At 66.8% G+C, this 19,279-nt stretch carries 19 protein-coding genes; 6 read left to right on the forward strand and 13 right to left on the reverse strand.

Annotated elements, in window-relative coordinates:
* Positions 1-12: 12 nt before the first annotated feature.
* Positions 13-1,170, reverse strand: coding sequence for an NAD(P)/FAD-dependent oxidoreductase (locus A5652_RS22635; protein WP_067357087.1), 1,158 nt, complete (start codon positions 1,168-1,170; stop codon positions 13-15).
* An 86-nt stretch (positions 1,171-1,256) separates the two neighbouring features.
* On the opposite strand from A5652_RS22635, the gene A5652_RS22640 reads away from it, so the two are divergent.
* From A5652_RS22640 to A5652_RS22650, 3 genes are all read left to right on the forward strand, one after another.
* A complete protein-coding gene (locus A5652_RS22640; RefSeq protein ID WP_067357090.1) occupies positions 1,257-2,438 on the forward strand; it encodes a zinc-dependent alcohol dehydrogenase in 1,182 nt (393 codons plus the stop codon).
* A gap of 92 nt (positions 2,439-2,530) precedes the next feature.
* The gene (gene glgX / locus A5652_RS22645; RefSeq protein WP_067357093.1) at positions 2,531-4,681 is read left to right on the forward strand and encodes a glycogen debranching protein GlgX; all 2,151 of its coding nucleotides are present in this window, start codon (positions 2,531-2,533) and stop codon (positions 4,679-4,681) included.
* Positions 4,682-4,785: 104 nt separating this feature from the next.
* The gene (locus A5652_RS22650) at positions 4,786-5,553 is read left to right on the forward strand and encodes an SDR family oxidoreductase (RefSeq protein ID WP_082984026.1); all 768 of its coding nucleotides are present in this window, start codon (positions 4,786-4,788) and stop codon (positions 5,551-5,553) included.
* Here the strand turns inward: A5652_RS22650 and A5652_RS22655 are convergent.
* The 3 genes from A5652_RS22655 to A5652_RS22665 form a co-directional block, all read right to left on the reverse strand.
* Positions 5,550-6,521: an aldo/keto reductase gene (locus tag A5652_RS22655; RefSeq protein WP_067357100.1), complete on the reverse strand. Its 972-nt coding sequence runs from the start codon at positions 6,519-6,521 to the stop codon at positions 5,550-5,552. The genes A5652_RS22650 and A5652_RS22655 overlap by 4 nt on opposite strands.
* A gap of 92 nt (positions 6,522-6,613) precedes the next feature.
* A complete protein-coding gene (locus A5652_RS22660; RefSeq protein WP_067357104.1) occupies positions 6,614-7,654 on the reverse strand; it encodes a sensor domain-containing protein in 1,041 nt (346 codons plus the stop codon).
* A gap of 67 nt (positions 7,655-7,721) precedes the next feature.
* Positions 7,722-8,783: a hypothetical protein gene (locus A5652_RS22665; RefSeq protein ID WP_232001325.1), complete on the reverse strand. Its 1,062-nt coding sequence runs from the start codon at positions 8,781-8,783 to the stop codon at positions 7,722-7,724.
* Positions 8,784-9,001: 218 nt separating this feature from the next.
* Here A5652_RS22665 and A5652_RS22670 point away from each other — a divergent pair, with 218 nt between their 5' ends.
* Positions 9,002-9,670: a UdgX family uracil-DNA binding protein gene (locus tag A5652_RS22670; RefSeq protein ID WP_067357107.1), complete on the forward strand. Its 669-nt coding sequence runs from the start codon at positions 9,002-9,004 to the stop codon at positions 9,668-9,670.
* A gap of 12 nt (positions 9,671-9,682) precedes the next feature.
* Here the strand turns inward: A5652_RS22670 and A5652_RS22675 are convergent, their stop codons facing one another.
* The 4 genes from A5652_RS22675 to A5652_RS22690 all read right to left on the reverse strand — a co-directional run bounded on the left by A5652_RS22675 (position 9,683) and on the right by A5652_RS22690 (position 14,364).
* Positions 9,683-11,476 carry a thiamine pyrophosphate-requiring protein gene (locus A5652_RS22675; protein WP_067357110.1) on the reverse strand — a complete coding sequence of 598 codons (1,794 nt, stop codon included), beginning with the start codon at positions 11,474-11,476 and terminating at the stop codon, positions 9,683-9,685.
* Between the two features lie 251 nt (positions 11,477-11,727).
* Positions 11,728-12,783 carry a DNA topoisomerase IB gene (locus A5652_RS22680; protein WP_067357113.1) on the reverse strand — a complete coding sequence of 352 codons (1,056 nt, stop codon included), beginning with the start codon at positions 12,781-12,783 and terminating at the stop codon, positions 11,728-11,730.
* Positions 12,784-12,909: 126 nt separating this feature from the next.
* Positions 12,910-13,308 (reverse strand): heme-binding protein, encoded by a 399-nt coding sequence (locus A5652_RS22685; protein ID WP_067357117.1) that lies wholly within the window; start codon positions 13,306-13,308, stop codon positions 12,910-12,912.
* A gap of 225 nt (positions 13,309-13,533) precedes the next feature.
* Complete coding sequence (locus A5652_RS22690; protein WP_067357120.1) at positions 13,534-14,364, reverse strand: SDR family oxidoreductase; 831 nt, start codon at positions 14,362-14,364, stop codon at positions 13,534-13,536.
* Positions 14,365-14,587: 223 nt separating this feature from the next.
* On the opposite strand from A5652_RS22690, the gene A5652_RS22695 reads away from it, so the two are divergent.
* Together A5652_RS22695 and A5652_RS22700 are read left to right on the forward strand one after the other, a co-directional pair.
* Positions 14,588-14,824: a general stress protein CsbD gene (locus A5652_RS22695; protein WP_067357123.1), complete on the forward strand. Its 237-nt coding sequence runs from the start codon at positions 14,588-14,590 to the stop codon at positions 14,822-14,824.
* A 166-nt stretch (positions 14,825-14,990) separates the two neighbouring features.
* Positions 14,991-15,272 carry a DUF3349 domain-containing protein gene (locus A5652_RS22700; RefSeq protein WP_067357126.1) on the forward strand — a complete coding sequence of 94 codons (282 nt, stop codon included), beginning with the start codon at positions 14,991-14,993 and terminating at the stop codon, positions 15,270-15,272.
* A 4-nt stretch (positions 15,273-15,276) separates the two neighbouring features.
* Here the strand turns inward: A5652_RS22700 and A5652_RS22705 are convergent, their stop codons facing one another.
* The 5 genes from A5652_RS22705 to A5652_RS22725 are packed head-to-tail and all read right to left on the reverse strand — an operon-like array spanning position 15,277 to position 19,067.
* Positions 15,277-16,041, reverse strand: coding sequence for an endonuclease/exonuclease/phosphatase family protein (locus tag A5652_RS22705; RefSeq protein WP_067357129.1), 765 nt, complete (start codon positions 16,039-16,041; stop codon positions 15,277-15,279).
* Between the two features lie 50 nt (positions 16,042-16,091).
* Positions 16,092-16,718: a class I SAM-dependent methyltransferase gene (locus A5652_RS22710; RefSeq protein ID WP_232001328.1), complete on the reverse strand. Its 627-nt coding sequence runs from the start codon at positions 16,716-16,718 to the stop codon at positions 16,092-16,094.
* Positions 16,715-17,488, reverse strand: coding sequence for a PIG-L deacetylase family protein (locus A5652_RS22715; RefSeq protein WP_067357132.1), 774 nt, complete (start codon positions 17,486-17,488; stop codon positions 16,715-16,717). The genes A5652_RS22710 and A5652_RS22715 overlap by 4 nt, the downstream gene beginning before the upstream one ends.
* Positions 17,485-18,438, reverse strand: coding sequence for an acyl-CoA dehydrogenase family protein (locus A5652_RS22720; protein ID WP_067357136.1), 954 nt, complete (start codon positions 18,436-18,438; stop codon positions 17,485-17,487). Before A5652_RS22720 ends, A5652_RS22715 begins: the two co-directional genes overlap by 4 nt.
* Positions 18,435-19,067 (reverse strand): glycosyltransferase family 2 protein, encoded by a 633-nt coding sequence (locus tag A5652_RS22725; protein WP_369805856.1) that lies wholly within the window; start codon positions 19,065-19,067, stop codon positions 18,435-18,437. Before A5652_RS22725 ends, A5652_RS22720 begins: the two co-directional genes overlap by 4 nt.
* Positions 19,068-19,279 lie beyond the last annotated feature (212 nt).

The raw sequence follows: 19,279 nt of genomic DNA on the forward strand, positions 1-19,279 counted from the left end.
GTTCCGCAGGAGTCAGCGCATCGGCACCGGTGCGGGCCGCCGCTCGGCGATGAGCCGTTCACCGAGGTCGTAGTCATCGTCGGCGTTGTAGGTCAGCACGCCGACGACGGTGTTCCTCGACTCGTACCACACCGTGAAGGTGTCGTCGCCGTGGTCGAGCATCCGGCAGCGTTCGTACCCGTCGCCCCAGGCATGGTACTTCAGGGTTGCATCGCCGATGGTGGTCCAAAAGCCCGGCACCGCATCCCATTTCATCTGCTGTCCCGCCGCGCACGCCCCGGCGGTCGACCCCTGATCGTCCGCGTCCTGCCAATGCTCGGTGGCCACCGGCCGTCCGGCGACTTCGTGATGGGCCAGCGCGACGTCACCCGCGGCATACACACCCGGCACCGCGGTGGCCATGTCGGAGCCCACGACGACGCGGGACTCGTGCACCTTGAGACCCGCCTCGGCGGCGATCCGGCTCTGCGGCGCCACACCGATGGCCGCGAGCACCAGATCGCAGTCGATGGTGACGCCGTTGTCCAGGCGCACACCCACCTCCGTGATTTCTTCGACGGTGACCCCGCCGACGTGTCGGGCGCCCGCGTCGCTCACGAAATCGCGCAACCGCGCGGCGGCCTCGCTGCCGAGTCGCTTCTGTTGCGGGAGTTCCGACGGCGCAACGATAGTCACCGCGATCCCGAGACGGGCCAATGATGCCGCCGCCTCACAGCCGATGAACCCCGATCCGATCACCACCGCGGACGAGGCCTTTTCGGCCGCAGTGCGCAGCCTGTTGGCGTCGGCCAGCGAGCGCAACAACAGCGCGCGTTCTCCACCGGGAAACGGCGGGCTAACGGGTGCCGCGCCGCAGGCCAGGATCAAGGTGTCATAGCCGTAGCGCTGGTTGCCGGCGAACACGGCGCGGTCGGCAAGATCCAACCGATCGACCCGCGCTCCGCCGATTAGGTCGATCGTCCGGTCGCCAAACCACCGCGCCGGATGCAGCTCGACGTCGTCTGTCTCACCGCGCAGGAATTCCTTGCTGAGCGGTGGCCGGGCGTATGGCGGGTCGATGTCGGCGCTGACGATCCGCACCGGCGTGTCGGCGTCGTGTTCACGAAACGCTTCTGCCGCGGCGACACCGCAAGGTCCGCTGCCCACGATGACGACTCCCAATTGGCTCATCCCCGGGTGGTACCCGTGCTGGGTGGGCTGAACCCTGGGTCCCAGCGACGCTGTTTCGACGGGTGCGAGACGGGTATCGCCCCCACATGAAGGCTGTTACCTGGCACGGCAAGCGCGATGTACGGGTGGAATCGGTGCCCGATCCCAAAATCGAGCAGTCCACCGATGCCATCATCGAAGTCACATCGACCAACATCTGCGGATCCGACTTGCACCTGTACGAGATCCTCGGTGCTTTCATGAAACCCGGGGACATCCTCGGACACGAACCCATGGGCATCGTGCGGGAGGTCGGCACCGAAACGGGCGACCTGCGGGTGGGGGACCGGGTGGTCATCCCGTTCCAAATCTCCTGCGGCAGTTGCCACATGTGCAAGGAGCAGCTCTACACCCAGTGCGAGACGACCCAGGTACGCGAACAGGGCATGGGGGCGGCGCTGTTCGGTTATTCGGAGCTCTATGGCGAAGTCCCCGGCGGACAGGCCGAGCTGCTGCGTGTCCCGCAGGCACAGTTCACTCACATCAAAGTCCCTGTGGGACCGCCGGATTCGCGGTTCGTGTACTTGTCGGACGTGCTACCCACCGCGTGGCAGGCGGTCGACTACGCCAATATCCCGGCCGGCGGTTCCGTGACCGTGCTCGGCCTGGGTCCGATCGGGGATATGGCCGCGCGCATCGCCGATCACCTGGGCTATCGCGTCATCGCCGTTGACCTGGTGCCCGAGCGGCTGGGCCGCGCGGCGAAGCGCGGTATTCACACCATCGATTTGGGGCGGCTGGACGGCTCGCTCGGTGACGCGATCCGCGACCTGACCGATGGACGGGGAACCGACTCGGTCATCGATGCGGTCGGCATGGAGGCGCACGGCTCGCCGGCGGCCAAACTCGCGCAGCAGGTTGCCGGGTTGCTGCCTGACGTGCTGGGCAAGCGGGTCATGCAAACCGCCGGCGTGGACCGGTTGTCCGCCCTGTATTCCGCCATCGACATCGTGCGACGCGGTGGAACTATTTCGCTGATCGGCGTTTACGGCGGGATGGCCGACCCACTACCGATGCTCACCCTGTTCGACAAGCAACTGACCCTGCGGATGGGCCAGGCGAACGTCAAGCGCTGGGTCGACGACATCATGCCGCTGCTGACCGACGACGACCCGCTCGGCGTCGACGACTTCGCCACGCACGTGCTGCCGCTTGACCAGGCCCCGCACGCCTACGACATCTTCCAGAAGAAGCAAGACGGTGCGGTGAAGGTCATACTCAAGCCGTGATCGCTTATGCCTCACGGCTTTACGGTTAGCATCGCCGACGCTTTTATCCGACCGCAGTTTGGCGCCCACGCACGCAGGGTATTGATTGCGCCATGACCACCGCAGACGCCCTCGCTCCCACGCCCACCGGAGAGGTGTGGCCGGGCAGGGCCTACCCGCTGGGCGCGACCTACGACGGCGCGGGCACCAACTTCGCCGTGTTCAGCGAGGTGGCCGAGCAGGTGGAGTTGTGCCTGTTCGACGCCGAAGGCACGGAGAGTCGTGTCCCCTTGCCGGAGATCGACGGCTTCATCTGGCACGCCTACATTCCCAACATCGAACCGGGCCAGCGTTACGGCTACCGCGTGTACGGTCCGTACGACCCGGCCGCGGGACTCCGGTGCAACCCGAACAAGCTGCTGGTGGACCCGTATTCGAAAGCCATCGACGGGTCGTTCGAGTGGAACCAGTCGCTGTTCAGCTATAACTTCGGCGATCCCGACAGCCGCAACGACGACGACTCCGCTGCCAGCATGCCCAAGTCGGTGGTGATCAACCCCTACTTCGACTGGGGCAACGACCGCCCGCCGGACCACCAATACGCCGATACGGTCATTTACGAAGCGCACGTCAAGGGACTGACCCAGACGCACCCGGATATCCCCGAGCCGCTGCGCGGCACCTATGCCGCGGTGGCGCACCCGGTCATCATCGAGCACCTCAAGAGTCTCGGCGTCACGGCCATCGAGCTGATGCCTGTGCACCACTTCGCCAACGATTCCACTCTGGTGGAAAAGGGGTTGTCGAACTACTGGGGCTACAACACGATCGGATTCTTCGCGCCCGACTTCAAGTACTCGAGCTCGCCGACGCCGGGCGGGCAGGTGCAGGAGTTCAAGGCCATGGTGCGCTCGCTGCACGAAGCCGGCATCGAGGTCATCCTCGACGTCGTCTACAACCACACGGCGGAGGGCAACCACTTGGGCCCGACCCTGTCGATGCGCGGCATCGACAACGCCGCGTATTACCGCCTGGTCGATGACGACAAGCAGTACTACATGGACTACACCGGCACCGGCAACAGCCTCAATGTCGGCCATCCGCATGCGCTGCAGCTGATCATGGACTCGCTGCGCTACTGGGTGACCGAGATGCATGTCGACGGCTTCCGTTTCGATTTGGCCTCGACGCTGGCCCGCGAGTTTTACGACGTCGACCGCCTGGCAACGTTTTTCGAACTCGTGCAACAGGATCCGACGGTCAGCCAGGTGAAGCTCATCGCCGAGCCGTGGGACGTCGGCCCGGGGGGATACCAGGTGGGCAACTTCCCGCCGCAGTGGACCGAGTGGAACGGGAAGTATCGCGACACCGTCCGCGACTTCTGGCGCGGCGAGCCCGCCACCCTCGACGAGTTCGCCTACCGGCTCTCCGGATCGGCGGATCTCTACGAGCACACCGCGCGGCGGCCGGTGGCGTCGATCAACTTCGTCATCGCCCACGACGGCTTCACGCTGCGCGACCTGGTCTCCTACAACGAGAAGCACAACGAAGCCAACGGCGAGGACAACAACGACGGCGAGAGCCACAACCGGTCCTGGAACTGCGGAGTGGAGGGCCCCACCGATGACGAGCAGGTCAACGCGCTGCGCGCGCGGCAGCAGCGCAACTTTCTGACCACGCTGCTGCTGTCCCAGGGGGTGCCGATGATCTGTCACGGCGACGAGCTCGGGCGCACCCAGAACGGCAACAACAACGGCTACTGCCAGGACAACGAGCTCACCTGGATCGACTGGGAGAGCGCAGACACGGGCCTGCTCGAATTCACCCGGTCGATCTCGGCGCTGCGGGCCGAGCACCCGGTGTTCCGCAGACGCCGGTTCTTCTCCGGCAAGCCGTTGGGCCGCCGCGGTCAGGACGGACTTCCGGACATCGCCTGGTTCACCCCCGAGGGCGCCGAGATGACGGACGAGGACTGGGGCGCCGGATTCGCCAAATCGGTCACCGTGTTCCTCAACGGTCATGGCATCCCCGACCGCGATGCTCGGGGCCAGCGGGTGCTCGACGACTCCTTCCTGCTGTGCTTCAACGCCCACTATGAGCCGATCGAATTCACGTTGCCACCAAAGGAATTCGGTGCCTCTTGGCAGGTTGTCGTCTTTACCGGACCCGATGAGACCACGCCTGCCGATGAAGTGCCCGGGGGAGGCACATTCACCGTCGACGCGCATACCGCCGTGGTGCTGCAGGCACCCGACGGCGGCTGAACACCTTGACACAAACCCGCCCGAACGTTACGTAACGCGCCGCCTGCCGATACGCTGTGGCTGCAGCGAGGTCGTTACAGGAGAGGGCGAATATGTCAAGGACAGTGGTGATCGGCGCTTCCAGTGGGCTGGGGCGTTGCATAGGCGTCGGCCTTGCGCAGCGAGGCGATAACGTCGCGCTGCTCGCCCGGCGCCGGGAGCGCATCGAAGCTGCGGCCAAGGACGCCGGCCGGAACGCGATCGCCATCGAGTGTGATGTCACCGAGCAGGCATCCTGCCGCACGGCCATCGACCGTGCCGCCGACGCCCTCGGCGGCATCGACAACATCGTCTACACACCCGCGGTCGGGCCGCTGGTCCGGATGGTGGACACCGACGCCGATACGTGGCGGCGCATCTTCGACACCAACGTCATCGGCGCGTCGTTGGTGACGGCCGCGGCGGTGCCGCACCTGACCGCGTCGGCCGGCAAAGCGGTTTACCTGTCCTCCGACGCTGGCACCTTCGGGCCTCCGTGGCCGGGTCTGGGCGCGTACGGCGTCAGTAAGGCCGCCCTGGAACGGCTCGTGGAAGCGTGGCGGGCCGAACACTCCGACATCGGCTTCACCAACCTGATCGTCGGGGAGTGCGCGGGTGGCGAGGGCGACGGCCAAACCGGCATGAACGAGGGCTGGGACATCGACCTCGCGATGAAAGCGGTGCCCCTGTGGTCGGCGCGCGGCTGCATGCCCGGAAAGCTGATGCCCGTCGAGGACCTCGTCGACGTCGTCCACACCATCCTGCGCACCAACGCCTCGACATCGATGCCGCTCGTGGTGGCCCGGGGGGCTCCGGCCAGCCCCGCCGCCTTCGCCGAGGCCAACCAGTCTTAAGCGCGGCCGAGCTTCTCCTTGGCGAGGTCGGTGAGGAAGCGCGCCGTCGACGTGGGCCGGAAGGCCAGGGCCGCCTCGGTGAGCGCGTCACGTGAGTTGGTGGGCAGATCGATGTCGGCGGCGGCGACATTGAATTCGAGCTGCTCGACGCTGGACGCGCCGGGGATGGCCACCACGCCCGGATAGCTGATCAGCCAGGCCAGTGCCACCTGCGCGGGCTTGGCGTCGACGTCCTTGGCGACGTCGCGCAACAGCTGCAGCAGCGGCTCGACCCGGCGCAGGTTTTCGGTACCGAACAGCGAGTTCACCGCCCGCACGCCACCGGGACGGTTGTCGACACCGTACTTGCCGCCGAGCAGTCCCTGTTCCAGAGGGCTATAGGCGATCACGATGCGGTTCTCCCGCTCGGCGAACGGCACCAGGTTCTTCAGCGCCTTCGGGAAGGCGAGCGAGAAATGCACCTGGTTGCTGATCACCGGCCGGCCGAGCGCGGCGTCGGCCTTCTGCCACCGCTGCAGCGAATAGTTCGAGACGCCGGCCGCGCCGATCTTGCCGCTGTCGAGCAGATCGCGCATGCCCGGCATGATCACCGAATCCGGCACCACCGGGTTGGGCTGGTGAATCTGGTACAGCGGGATGCGGTCCAGCCCGAGCCGCTGCGCGCTGGCCCGGGCGCGCTGCTTGACCACGGCGGGGAAGGGAGCGATCGGCATGATCTTGCTGGCAACCGCGACGTCCGCGCGCTCGTCGCCGAGGGCCTCGCCCAGGATCCGTTCACTCTTGCCCAGGCCGTACACCTCGGCGGTGTCGAACAGCGTGACCCCCAGCGCACGGGCGCGGCGCACGATGTCGCCCGCCGCGCCCGCGGCGTAGCTCTCCCCGTAACCCCATTCGCGCGAACCGAACTGCCAGGTGCCCAGGCCGATCCGGCTGACCCGGCCGACCCCGCCGACATCCACAAATTTCATTGGCTCAGCGTAGTGGCGACCGCAATCGCGGCGGAGCCGGGCGCTGCGGGTCGCCACGCATGAGCCGGCCGGCGATCGCAAGCGCGGGCCGCTCAGCCGGGAATCTTGCCGAGGATGTAGTTGGCGATGCTGACCGCGGCCGCGCGGGGCGGCCCACTATCCGTCGTGCCGTTGGCGGACACGTTCAGGTCGATGACGACGTTCGCCTTGGCCGCGATCGCCCGTGCCGAGCGCACCTGGATGGCCTTGGGCGTCAGATCCAGGGTGGTGATGCCGTTGCCGGCATCGGCGGGCGCGCTCAACGACATCGCGATCGGCTGTCCGCCGGGAGCGGTCACGGTGACGGTATAGCCGCCGCACTGGTGCCATCCGGACAGCAAGCCGGCCAGCTGCGCCTGGGCGGCAGGCGGATCGCGGAACGCCGCCACGCCCTGGATGACCTGCATTGATTTCAGCATGCTGCGCGTGTCGGTGAATTGCCCGGCGTGATATCCGGCCAGCGCCCCCGGGGTGTAGGCGTCCGGGCTGCCGGCGGCGATGCTTCCCCAGCACTCCGGCCGGTCGATGCTGCCTTCATCGGCGGGCCGGCCGGGACTGTTCCAGGTCGGCCCGACGTCGAGGTTCGCGTCGCCGGTGATGTCTCGCAGGGCATCGAGCCCGGGTAGCAGCGTGGCGACCGTCTCCGGTGGGACCGTGGGCGGCGGGGGCCCGGCCGCCGTGCTGGAACCGGGAGGCGTCCGGTGCGTGGAGGTCGAACCGGCCAGCGTGGCCCACCCGGCGAGGGCGACAACCGCCAACAGGATGAAGATGTACGACAGCGTCACGCCCACCAGCGCACGATCGCGGCCGAGTTCGCCGGAGCGGCGGATCTGCGCGAGGCCGAGGTGTCCCAGGATCGCTCCCGCGGGCGCGAAGAGGAACGCGAAAACCAGCGACAGCGTCGCCATAGTGTTGACCGGCGGGCGGTAGGGCGGCGCCGCGGGGGGCCGTGCCGCGAAGGGCGACGCCGTGAAGGGTGACGGCGCCATGGCAGGTAGCTCCTCTTCGGGCAGCTCCTCCTCGGGCGGCGGGAGGCGGCCAAGCGGGTCATAGCTCAGCGGGTTTTGCCAATACGGGTCCGGCGGGTTGGTCACCCCGGCGCCTCCTTAGCGGGGAGAACCTGCCCGAAATGTAGCCGACGAGGGCGTCTGGGAAAACCCGTCACAGGCGCGGTTTGGCGATGCCGACCACATAGGGCGCCTGTGCGAAGGTCAGGTAGACGCGATGCGGCCCCACGGCCATGCCCGAGAGCTGGGCCGTCCGGGCGGCGGGAGGCAGCCCCGACCGGTAATCGATGGTGCGCAACACGGGGATGTGACCGTCCGGAAAGCCGGTGAAGCTTGCCGTCTCCAGCGCCACCAGTTCGCGGTCGGTGGCGGCATAGATCCTGGTGTCGTCAGTGCCGAGTTCGCGGATCGGCGACGGTAATCGCGTGCTGGCCCGCACCTCCAATCCCTTTCCGCCGCGGCGCGAGTCGACGGCGCGCAGTGTGTCGTCGTCGTGGCCGGCCACGTAGCTGCGTGTTATCGCGGTGCCGTCACCAGCCGAGACCGCGACGTCGAAGTCCAGAGAGCCGCGTTCCACCGCGGGCGACGACGTGCCCTGATAGTGCCGGATGCCCGACGGTCCGAACAGGTGGTAGTCGAGCTCGCGGCCGCGATTGGCGCCGTCGATGGCGTCCGCGCTCGTGCCGGTGATCGCGGTGGGGAGCTTGCGGTAGCCGTACTGATCCACCGGCGTCACCGCCTTCCCGTCCGCCGACAGCGCCAGCAGCATCCGCAATCCCGCATCCTCGGTCAGGTAGGCGGGCGCCGGTCCCGCGTCGAAATCGTGGACCTGGCGCAAACTTTCGAGGTCGACCTCCGCCACCCTGCTGCGGTCGGGTTGCGGCACGAACACCACGCGCTCGTCTTTCCGGCTGATCTGCAGATTGCGTCCGGCCGCCATGGGCGCGGAGAAACGGGTCTTGGCTCGGTCGCCGTGATCGCCCGCGCTGACCTCGGCCAATCGGTCATCATCGGTGAGCGCGACCAGCGCGTGCATGCGGTACGACCACACCGGCTCGTGCAACGCCGCACCGACCCGCCAGAGTTCGACGTCGGGCTTGGATTCCAGCGACGCTGCGGGGTGTGAACAGCCCGTGGTCAGCGCAGCCGTCGCGACCACGCCGACGACTCCGCAGCGCAGCGCAGCCCGGATGCGCTGGCTAGTGCGGGAATCCATTCCGGCGCCCATCGACCGTGAGTTCCTTTCGCTGTTTTTCCAGGACATACCCCGCGAGGCGACGACCACACCCCGTTTGCCGCTCGAATTCGTCGGGTAGTCGTTCACGGAGCGCGCACAGTCTTGCGTGTCGAACCAAGGTAGGGAGGGACGCCGCCCCCGGCGTGGTACCCCCGCTCGGTGGGGGGCGGGGGTACCACGCCACACTTCAAAAGTCCATGGCCGCAACATCGAACGCACCCGGGGCCGCCCGCTACCTTCCAGAGGAGCGGGACCTCGACGCGCTGCGCGATGCGGCCGAAACATGCCATGGCTGCTCGCTTTTCGAGGATGCCACCCAGACGGTGTTCGGCAACGGGCATCCGGGGGCGCCGATCATGCTTGTGGGCGAACAACCCGGCGACCAGGAGGACCGCGCCGGCGAGCCGTTCGTCGGGCCGGCCGGGCGGCTCCTCGACCGGGCCCTCGCGGACGCCGGCATCGACCCGGCGCTGGTATATGAGACCAATGCGGTAAAGCACTTCAAATTCACCCGCAAGGGCGGCAAACGACGGATCCACCAGAAGCCCGGCCGCATCGAGGTGGTCGCTTGCCAGCCATGGCTGATCGCCGAGATCGAGGCGGTGCGGCCCCAGGTGATCGTGTGCCTGGGCGCTACGGCCGCACAATCATTGCTGGGAACCACTTTTCGCGTGTCCACCCAGCGCGGCCAACAACTGCGGCTGCCTTCATCCCTCGGTGTGGACGTGACACCCGAGCCGATCGTTGTGGCGACGGTACACCCCTCGTCGGTGTTGCGCGACCGCAGCGACCGTCATGACGAGGTGTACAAGGCGTTCGTCGACGACCTGCGCAGCGCGGGCACAGGGCTGGCCGCGCGCGAATAGTCGCCCGCGGGGTCAGCTCTTCTTGTGCGGCAAGAACTCCTGCGCCTTGGTCTTCAGGCCGACCTTGACGAAGCCCACCCGATCTTCGTCCCCGGAGAGCACCGCCGCGGTCGCCGACTTGAACTGCTCCCAAGTGGCGTGCGGCGGGATGGGCGGCATGTCGGGGTCGGTGTAGACGTCCAGCACGGTGGGACGGTCCGCCGACAGCGCCTGGCGCCACGCGTCCGACAATTCCTCGGGATCCTTGATGGCCAAGGCGTTGAGCCCGAGGCTGGCCGCGAACGCTGCGAAGTCGATGTCGGGAAGGTTTTGCGACTCAGCGAATTTCGGCGCGCCGGCCATGGCTCGCATTTCCCAGGTGACCTGATTCAGGTCGTTGTTGTGCAGGATCGCGACGATCAGGCGGGGGTCTTTCCATTCGTTCCAGTACCGCTTGATCGTGATCAGTTCGGCCATGCCGTTCATCTGCATGGCGCCGTCACCGCTGAACACGATGACAGGCCGGTCCGGGTGGCCGAACTTGGCGCCGATGCCGTACGGGACCCCGGGGCCCATGGTGGCAAGCGTGCCCGACAGCGAGCCCCGCATGTTGCCGCGGAAGCGCAGATTGCGCGCGTACCAGTTGGCCGCCGAGCCGGAATCGGCTGCGACGATGGCATTGTCGGGCAACTGTGGCGACAGCTCGGAGAACAGCCGAAGCGGATTGACCGGGTGGGCGCTGACCATCGCTTCCTTGTCCATGGTCTCCCACCAGCGGGCCACGGTCTTCTCGATGCCCTCGCGCCACGAGCGGTCGTCCTTGCGGCGCAGGTGCGGGATCAGCGCCCGCAGAGCGGTCTTCGCGTCGGCAACCAGGTTGACCTCGTACGGGTAGCGCATGCCGATCATCCGGCCGTCGACGTCGATCTGCACCGCGCGGGCCTGACCGAATTCCGGCAGGAACTGCGTGTACGGGAAGCTGGAGCCGACGGTCAACAGCGTGTCGCAGTCTCGCATCATCTCGTAGCTCGGCCGTGTCCCCAGCAAGCCGATCGAGCCGGTGACCCAAGGCAATTCGTCCGACAGCACGTCCTTGCCCAACAACGCCTTTGCCGCGCCCGCGCCGAGCAGGTCGGCGACTTCGGCGAGTTCTTGGTGGGCACCGCGGGCGCCGGTGCCCACCAGCATGGCGACCTTCTTGCCGGCGTTGAGCACGTCGGCGGCGCGCGCGATGGCGGTGTCGTCGGGGGCGATGTCCGGGTACTCGATGCCCAGGCTGGAGGGCACCATCTTGAACGCGTGTTCGGGCGGCGAGTAGGGCAACTCCTGGACGTCACTGGGGATGATCAGCGCCGTCGGGGCCCGCTGGGTCATCGCGATCCGGATCGCGCGGTCCAGCACGTTGGGCAATTGTTCGGGAACGGTGACCATTTGGACGTAGTCGCTGGCGACGTCCTTGAAAAGGGTAAGCAGGTCGACTTCCTGCTGGTAGTTGCCGCCCATCGCGCTGCGGTTGGTCTGGCCGACGATGGCCACCACCGGAACGTGGTCGAGCTTGGCGTCGTAGAGGCCGTTGAGCAGGTGGATCGCGCCCGGGCCCGAGGTGGCGGCGCAAACCCCGACCCGGCCGGTGAACTTCGCGTAGCCCACCGCTTCGAAAGCGCTCATTTCCTCGTGGCGCGACTGGATGAACTTCGGCTTGTTGTCCGCGCGTCCCCACGCCGCAAGCAGGCCGTTGATGCCGTCGCCGGGGTACCCGAATACGTGTTCAACGCCCCACGCCCGCAAGCGCTCCAGCAGATAGTCGGAAACCTCTTTTTTGGACATGCTTTTCCCTCCTCGGCAGACGGTTCTACAGCGCTTGCGGATGGGCGTGTGTGGCTATTGTTTGAACCACCTGCATGGCAGTGGCATCGAATCGCGGACCAACCGATAGCGGCCGCCGCTGACAGACGTGACCCATGCAGGCTGCCGCGAGGGCGGCTTGGGCACTTCCCACACGAGCCTGGTTACCCCGATTAACCGGCGTTATTCGGCTGGTCAGGCGACTCTCAGCCAGTTTTCAGCTGGCGAATGGTTCACGCCGATTCGGGCAGGGCAGACGATTCGCCGGCGCTGTGGCCCTTGGCTACTCGCCGGATCAGCATGCGGGTGGCCTTGTCCAGGATCTCCTGAGCCACGTCGGGTCTGCGGGCGCGCCCGGCACGGCGCACCGCCGCGGCGATGGTCAGTCCCTGCTCGTAACCCGTGACCACGCGGGGGTCGACGTAGGAACCGCGCGCGACCGCCGGGGTGTTGCCCAGCTCCTCGGCCACTTCTTTCATCACCGCAGATTCAATGCGTTTGGCGATCCGCCGGGATACCGCCGGGTCGGCGTCGGCGAAGGCCGCGGCGGCCAGCACCGTCCCATGCCACGTCCGCAGGTCTTTGACGGTGTAGTCGTCGCCGGCCAGTTCCTTGAAGCGCTCGTTTAGGTCGGCGGCTCGGACATCGAGCCAGCCGGATGAGGTGCGGCACACCAACAATCGCTCAGTGCGGTCAGGACGGCGCGTCAATGCGCGCACCGCGCGGACCACTTCGGGATCCTTGATTTCCACGGACCGACGAACTCCGCTCTTGGCCGGAAAATCGAACTCGACCGCGTCACGCCGGACCACCACGTGGCTACACAACAGGGTGGACAGTCCGTAAGACTCGTTTTCCTCGGCGTATTGCTCGCCGCCGGCGCGAAAATAACCGCGATCGAGCAGCCGTAGTGCCAGCGCCAGTACCCGCTTGCGGGTCAAGCCCTTGCGCGCCAGATCTTTGGCGATCTCGGCACGCCACGCCGGCAGCCGCGTCGACAGTTCCAGCACGCGGTCGAACTTCTCCTCGGCGCGTTCCTGCTGCCAGGCGGAGTGGTAGAGATACTGCCGCCTGCCCGCGGCGTCCACGCCCACAGCCTGAATGTGGCCGTTGCTATACGGAGCAATCCACACGTTCTTCCAGGCCGGTGGAATGACCAGATCCTTGATGCGCTGCAGGGTTTCCGGGTCGGACAGCGCCTTGCCATCCGGCCGGTAATAGGAGAAGCCTTTACCGCGACGCTTGCGCGTGATACCCGGCTTGCTCAGCACGCTCCGGCGCAGCCGCATTGTCGTCCTCCAATTTTGGTAGCTGACTGCACAATTACCCGTCGGAGAAGTTGTTCACACAGTGGAAAGCGCCGCGGACGTGGAACGACCCGCCACAGCGCTGTGGCGGGTCGTCCCGGACCGGGATCAGCCGGCCATGAACTCTTGGTAAGCCGACTCCAGGTTAGGCGGCAGGGCGGTGACATTGCACTGCCGTTCGGTGTCGCCGATCGGCGCCAGGATGCCGCGCAGGTCGTAGTACTCCTGCGGGTGGCCGGTGAAGTAGCCGCGCAGGCTCGATTCAGCCTCCGGCCGCGGCTGCCCGTAGGCGGCCGTCACCACCTGGTTCGCACCCGGATGCGCGGCCAGATACTGCTCGGCCGAGCCCTGTACCGAAGACACGGTGTTGTTCACACCGGCTGGGCTGCAGTCGGGCGCCGCGGCCGCCGATGGCGCGCCGACGATGCCCATCGCGATTCCCCCGAGCAGACAGCCGGCACTGATCCCGGCCATTTTTCGGCGCGCGACAATACTGCTGATTTTCATGATGTGATGTCCTTCGAAACGAAATGATTTCTCTGCAAGAGGCTCCCGGTCCTCGAAATCCAAAGTAGCGGAAGCCGACAGTGGCAGTATTCGCCGACGACGAACGCCGGAGGCCGCTACCCGCCTTTAGGGGTCGTTTGCTAAGCGAACGATCAAAGGATTGATGAATTCCTAAGAGAACGGCCGGGATTTTAGGGAATCGTCAGCGGGATCGTGACGGAATCGTTATTTGGAGCCGGGGCCAAAGTGAGGTTTGGAGCCGTTGCCGTCCGCGCAATGGTGGCCATTGGTGCTGGGCGGTGCCAGCGTCTGCAGCCACGTCTCGACATCGGGGCCCACGACGACGACTGCCTGACCGGAAGCCAGCAGCGCGCCCGTGCCCAGTGCGACGACCGCGGGTTCTACAACTCGCACCTGGCGGCTATCACCTTGCTGGGCAAGCAGTTTGGATGTTAGCTCGGGTAACCGGATAACGTCCGGGCCGGTAATGGTGCGCGGTGCGGGTATCTGCCCCAGGGCCGCCTCGACAATCACGTCGGCGACGGTGTCCGCGGCGATGGGTTGAATCAGCCAATCCTCGACGATCACCTCGTTGGTGTTACAGGTCACCGCGTCGTGGTTGGTCGCGAATTCGTACCACTGTGTCGACTTGACGATCGTCGTCGGTACCGGACCGTCGAGCAGGATGTCCTTGGCCTTCCGCTTGGCTTCGTAATAGGGGAAGCCGTCGAACACGGGGTCCTCGATTCCGGCGATCGTCGACATCACCAGGCGCTGAACTTCTTGCGTGGCACACGCGCCCGCGAGATTGCGGGAGGCCGCCGCCAGGGTCTGCCCGATGTCGGACCTGCCATCGGGAGGCACCGGATTGGATACGTCGATGGCGACGTCGACGCCCTTGAGGGCCCGCGAAAGGCCTGGCCCGTCGAACAGATCGACGCCATGCTCACGCGAGATCTCTACTACGGCGACGTCGCGCGACCTCAGCCGGGCGACGATTCGGGAGCCGGCGGTACCGGTCGCTCCAATTACGGCGATAGTAGTCAGTGCTCTCACCCCTTCGGGCTGCTACTACCCGGCGAAGACTCGTTCAAACTGACCGATTCGGTCGGCGGATACGTGACGTCCAGCCGCGGCCGCGGCCGTCGTGATCATGCACACCTAGATGTGCTCGCTGTGCAGGCGTAATGCCCACCCCGGGCGTTTGAGGGGCCGTGCGGCGGGAACGCCCTAGGTGCCATCGAGCGCAAGCTCAGTAATCACAGAGGGAGGTAAACCCATGGGGGATGACAAGAGCGGGCCGGAGGAAGCGGTTAAGGGCACCGTCGAGGGTGTGAAGGGAAAGGCCAAAGAGGTCGGCGGGGCAGTGCTGGGCCGCGACGACCTGCACCGCGAGGGCCAGGCTCAGCAGGACAAAGCCGACGCCCAACGCGATGCGGGCAAGAAGGAAGCCGAGGCTGAGTCGGCGCGGGCCGGCGCCGACGCGGCCGAAGAGCGGCAGAAGAAGAACCAGTAGGCCACCGGCAAAGAGGCTCGGTCCGATCTTCGGGCCGGGCCTCTTTCGCGCGTAAAGAATGCCGACGACGTCGATGGCCACTCGCACGGTTTTAAAACGCCCTACCGGGTAATCCCGGCCTGAAGCCGCCTTTCGGCGCGTGTGCCCGCGGTTAGCGAGGTGACAGATGAGCTTGCGCGATCGGGTGTCCAGTGTGCTCGCCTTTTTACGCGCGGACTATCCCAGGTGTGCTCCCGACGTCGGGTACGCACCGCTCCTGGCGCTGCTGCCGCGCCGAATGTCCGATGACGAACTCGTCGCCACCGTGAGACTTCTTACGCGCCGACGGCCCGCCATCGACAGCGCCGACGTCGGCGTGGAAATCATCGGGGTCACCGACGAGATGCCTTCCGCCGCCGACATCGAGCGAGTTCTGGTCGCGATGCAATCCCGCCGCCACGACGGCTGAACGCTCAGGTCCGCTGCAAATCCACCACCAGCGGACGATGGTCGGAAATGGTCATCTGGTCGGATGCCACGGCGCCCCCGCGCAGCTGGTGGTCGTCGGTCAAGATGTGGTCGAGCTGGCGATTCGGCGTGTCCGCTGGAAACGTTTGGGCGGCAGCCAACGCCCGCATGCCCGACCAGCGGCGCACCGCCTTCGGGGTCATGTTCAAGTCCCCGGTCAACAACCGCGGCCCGGAAAAGCCTCGCAGGTCATGAATCAGTCGGCGCAGCTGGCGCCGGTTCCAGCCCGGAACAAAGGACAGGTGGGTGTTGGCCACCGTGAGTTCGCCCAGCGGGGTGTGCATCTGCGCGATGACCGCCGCGCGCGGCTCCTCGTTGACGACCATGACCCGATTGGGTCCCGGGAGGTACATCGGAAACCGCATCGGTATGCGGGGGAGCCGCACCACCTGCCAACTCGTGACGGGGTATCGGGACAGCAACGCGATCCCGTACGCGGCGGTGCCGGGCTGCTCGCGGCCCGTGGCGGCCATCCAGGTGGCCCCCGGCGTACCCGAAATCGCTGCCACGAACCGATGTTCCACCGCGCCCATGGCGTCGGCCGCCGCGGCGGTCAGGTCGGCGCGCTCGGAGCGGGGCTGATCACAGTCGACCTCCTGCAAGCTGAGCACGTCCGGATCGAGGCGGCGTACGCAGTCACGCAGCCGCTCGACGACCACGCCGTCACCGACGGTGCGTCCATGCAAGATGTTGAACGTCGCCACACGCATAGGCTTTCTGCCTACCCCTTTTCCCCTCGTGCAGTAACCGCGCCAGTGGATCAGCGCGCGCCGGGCACCCCCTCGCGCCCGGCCACCGACAGGCCGTCGCCGGTGTCGAACACTTCGATGACAACATCGCTGTCGCGGTAACGGCCCAGCGATATCAGCCCCGGCGTTTGCGCGATGACGCCGTGGGCCGCGTCCCCGGTGAGCGGATAATCGGCCACGGGGTGGCGCCAGTGCGCGGCAACGACATTGGCGCCAGGCGCCAGCCTCGGACACTCCCGCCGCAAGACCTCGGCCAGGGTCTCGGGCTCCAGGTAGTAGGCAACCTCGCTGAGCACCAGCAGGTCGAAGGGCCCGGTCGGCCACGGCGAGTCCAGCGAGGAGCGGATCAGCGTGACCCGCTCGCGGCAGCCTGCTTCGCGCAGCCGGGCATCCGCGCTGCGTAGCGCCGCCTTGGCGACGTCCACCGCAGTCAGATGGTCACAGCGCTGTGCCAACTGCGCGGTGAGTGTCCCAATCGAGCAGCCGGGCTCGAATCCGTGTCGGTAGCGGCGTTGCGGCAGTAGCCCAAGAGTGATCGCGTACTTGCGTTGTTCGTACCACCGGGTCGAAAGCTGCCACGGATCCTCCGTGCCGGCATACATCTCGTCGAAGTAAACATCCGGCAGCCGTGCGGTCACCGAAACACGACCTCGCCCACCGCGAGCAGCCGCGCCAGCACGTAGCCCGGCAAGATGGGCGCCGATTGGCTTGTAGTGGGCTCAAACTGACTTCGATAGAAGTGCGCGGCGCGACGCTTGCGCTCGGTCGCCCAGCCGGGAGCCGGTACGGAACACGCCGAGTCCCACGGCACCGCCGGATCCGCCGGAAGTGCCCAGTGCCACATCCACACTGGGTATTCCAGCAGCGTGGCGCCGGTGCGCGCACATGCTGCGGAGGCCGCCCGCCCCACGGCCTCATGGTCCGGATGGCCATCGCCCCGCCACGTCGCCGCGCACCAGGTCGCAGCACCGGCGGCCGCGAGGATTTCTGTCAGCAGCTCGGTGAGCTTGTCCTCGCAATCGGTCAGCTCACCGTCAGGCAACCCCAGCGATATCGGCGGAGGCGTACCGAAAAGTCTTGTGGCTCTCCGTAATTCGTACCTGCGGGTGGTTTCCATGCGAAGACGGTCCGAAGCCGACGCACCGGGGTGCGCGCCTCCGCCGTCGCTGACCGAGACCACCTGAACGGGAACCCCCTGGGCGGTCAGCTGCGCGATCGTCGCGCCCAGGCCCAGAGTTTCGTCATCGGGGTGGGGGCCCACCACGATCAGCCGTGGGCACTCCGCCAGATCCAGGGCCGGTAGGGGCTCCTCCTCAAAAGCGGCCAGCCACAACGGAGCTGGAGTCCCGCCGTGAGTGAGCGGCTTGACCGCGAATCGGGCGCAGTTACCTGCCGGCAGGGTTTTCATGGGACCCCCGTCGCCCGTCGGCCCGCCAGCCGCCCCAGCTCGGCCAGATCACGCTCGGCGTGGCTTTGCCGGATGTAGATGCTAAGGTCGGCAACCCGTTGCGCGTGCCGGCCATCCTGGCAAAGCGGGCCGGGACCCAGCGCGCGTCCGGTGCGGGTGATGGCTTCGTCGACCGCGTGTTCCACCACCGTACGGACGCGCCGCGCCAGCAGTTGCGCCCTACCGGACCTGTCGAACGGGTCGTCGTCGACCTGGCTGGCCGCTGCGGCCAGTATCGCGTCGCTGGCGGCCAGCGCGGCATCCACGGCACCCAGATGTGCCAGTGAGTACGCATCCGCCGATTCACTTGCGGCACACCGATACAGGGGATCGGCGACCCTGCGGGCGCCACCAAGCCAGCAGGCGGCCACGCCGATGGCGCCGTGCCAGAATCCAGGCCGGGTCAGATAGTCACCGGGCTCGCCCACCGCGACTGCCTGGGCGTTGGTGAACTGGACCGGTCGGGTGTCGCTGCCGGCCATCCCTGCGTTCCACCAAGTGCTGGGCAACGCTTTGACCGTCGGGTCGGTCGCGGTCACCGCGAACAGGCCGCGTGTTCCGTTGTCGAGCCGCGCGGTCACCAGCGCATGCGTGCAGAACCCTGCGCCCGAGCACCACACCTTGGTGCCGTTCAGGGTGAAGGCACCGTCGGTGTTGGTAGCGGTCAGCGCCGCGTCCGGGGCCTCGGCCGCCCACACCCCCCACAGCTGTCCCGGTTCGGGCGGCTTTCCGCCCAGCTCGTGGAGTATCGCGACGGCATCGACGTGGGCCTCCGCGATCCTGGCCGCGACAATGTTGTCCTCGGCCAGCTGTGCCAGCCGCTGCCAGCGTTCGGCCGTCCGACCCGAGGCGGGCAGCGGTAACTCGAGTCGACCGGACTCCAGCCAATGCTCAACCAGCCCCGCGGTCACACGCAATCACCCGCCACCGTTCTCCCCATTTGCCTGAGGTGATGGGCGAACCCCAACGGGGCCCGAGCCTGGGTTCGCGCCGATGTGATCACCGATAGTTCGGTGTCTCGATGAATTTGGTAGCCAGCGGCCTCGAACCGCTCGACCAGGTCGACATCCTCGCCCGTCGGCAAGGAGCGGAAGCCGCCTACGCGCCAATACGCCTTGGCGCTGAAACCCATGTTGGCACCGTGGATGTGTTCATGATCGCCGTGTTTATCCGCGGGATCCGGTTGGTAGCGGCGCATGTAGCGGTCGACGACATCGGCATTGTGCTGCCGCCAATCGGTGACCCGAACGACGCCCAACACCATGTCCACGCCGGCACTAAGTTGGCGGACAAGCCAGCCGGGATCCACCCGACTGTCGGCGTCGGTCGTGGCGAACCAGCTTCTGGTGTCGCCGCGCAATAGTGAGCGGGCGTAATCGAAGCCGACCGCCCGGGATGTGCCGACGTTGTGCACGTCGACGCTGATGAAATGCACATCGGGCCCGTACTGGCCGGCCAGCTCATCGCTGCCGTCGTCGCAGCCGTCCAGCACCACCACGATCGTGACCGGAATCGGCGCGCACAGCGCGGCGGTAAGCACCGTGCGCAGGCATGCCGGCCACGGTCGTTTAACTTGTGGCGAACTGGGAAATCTCGGGGTTATGTCAACCGCCGTGTCATGCGCCTTTGACGCTGCCGCTGTTGTGATCCCCGCTCACAACGAGCGGGAAAAGTTGCCGGCATGCCTGCGCACGGTGCTTACCGCCGCGCTGTGCGCGCCGATTCCGGTCACGATCGTGGTGGTGCGTGACG

Origin of the sequence: Mycobacterium sp. 1165178.9 (genome assembly GCF_001673555.1) — a bacterium.
Lineage (GTDB): Bacteria > Actinomycetota > Actinomycetes > Mycobacteriales > Mycobacteriaceae > Mycobacterium.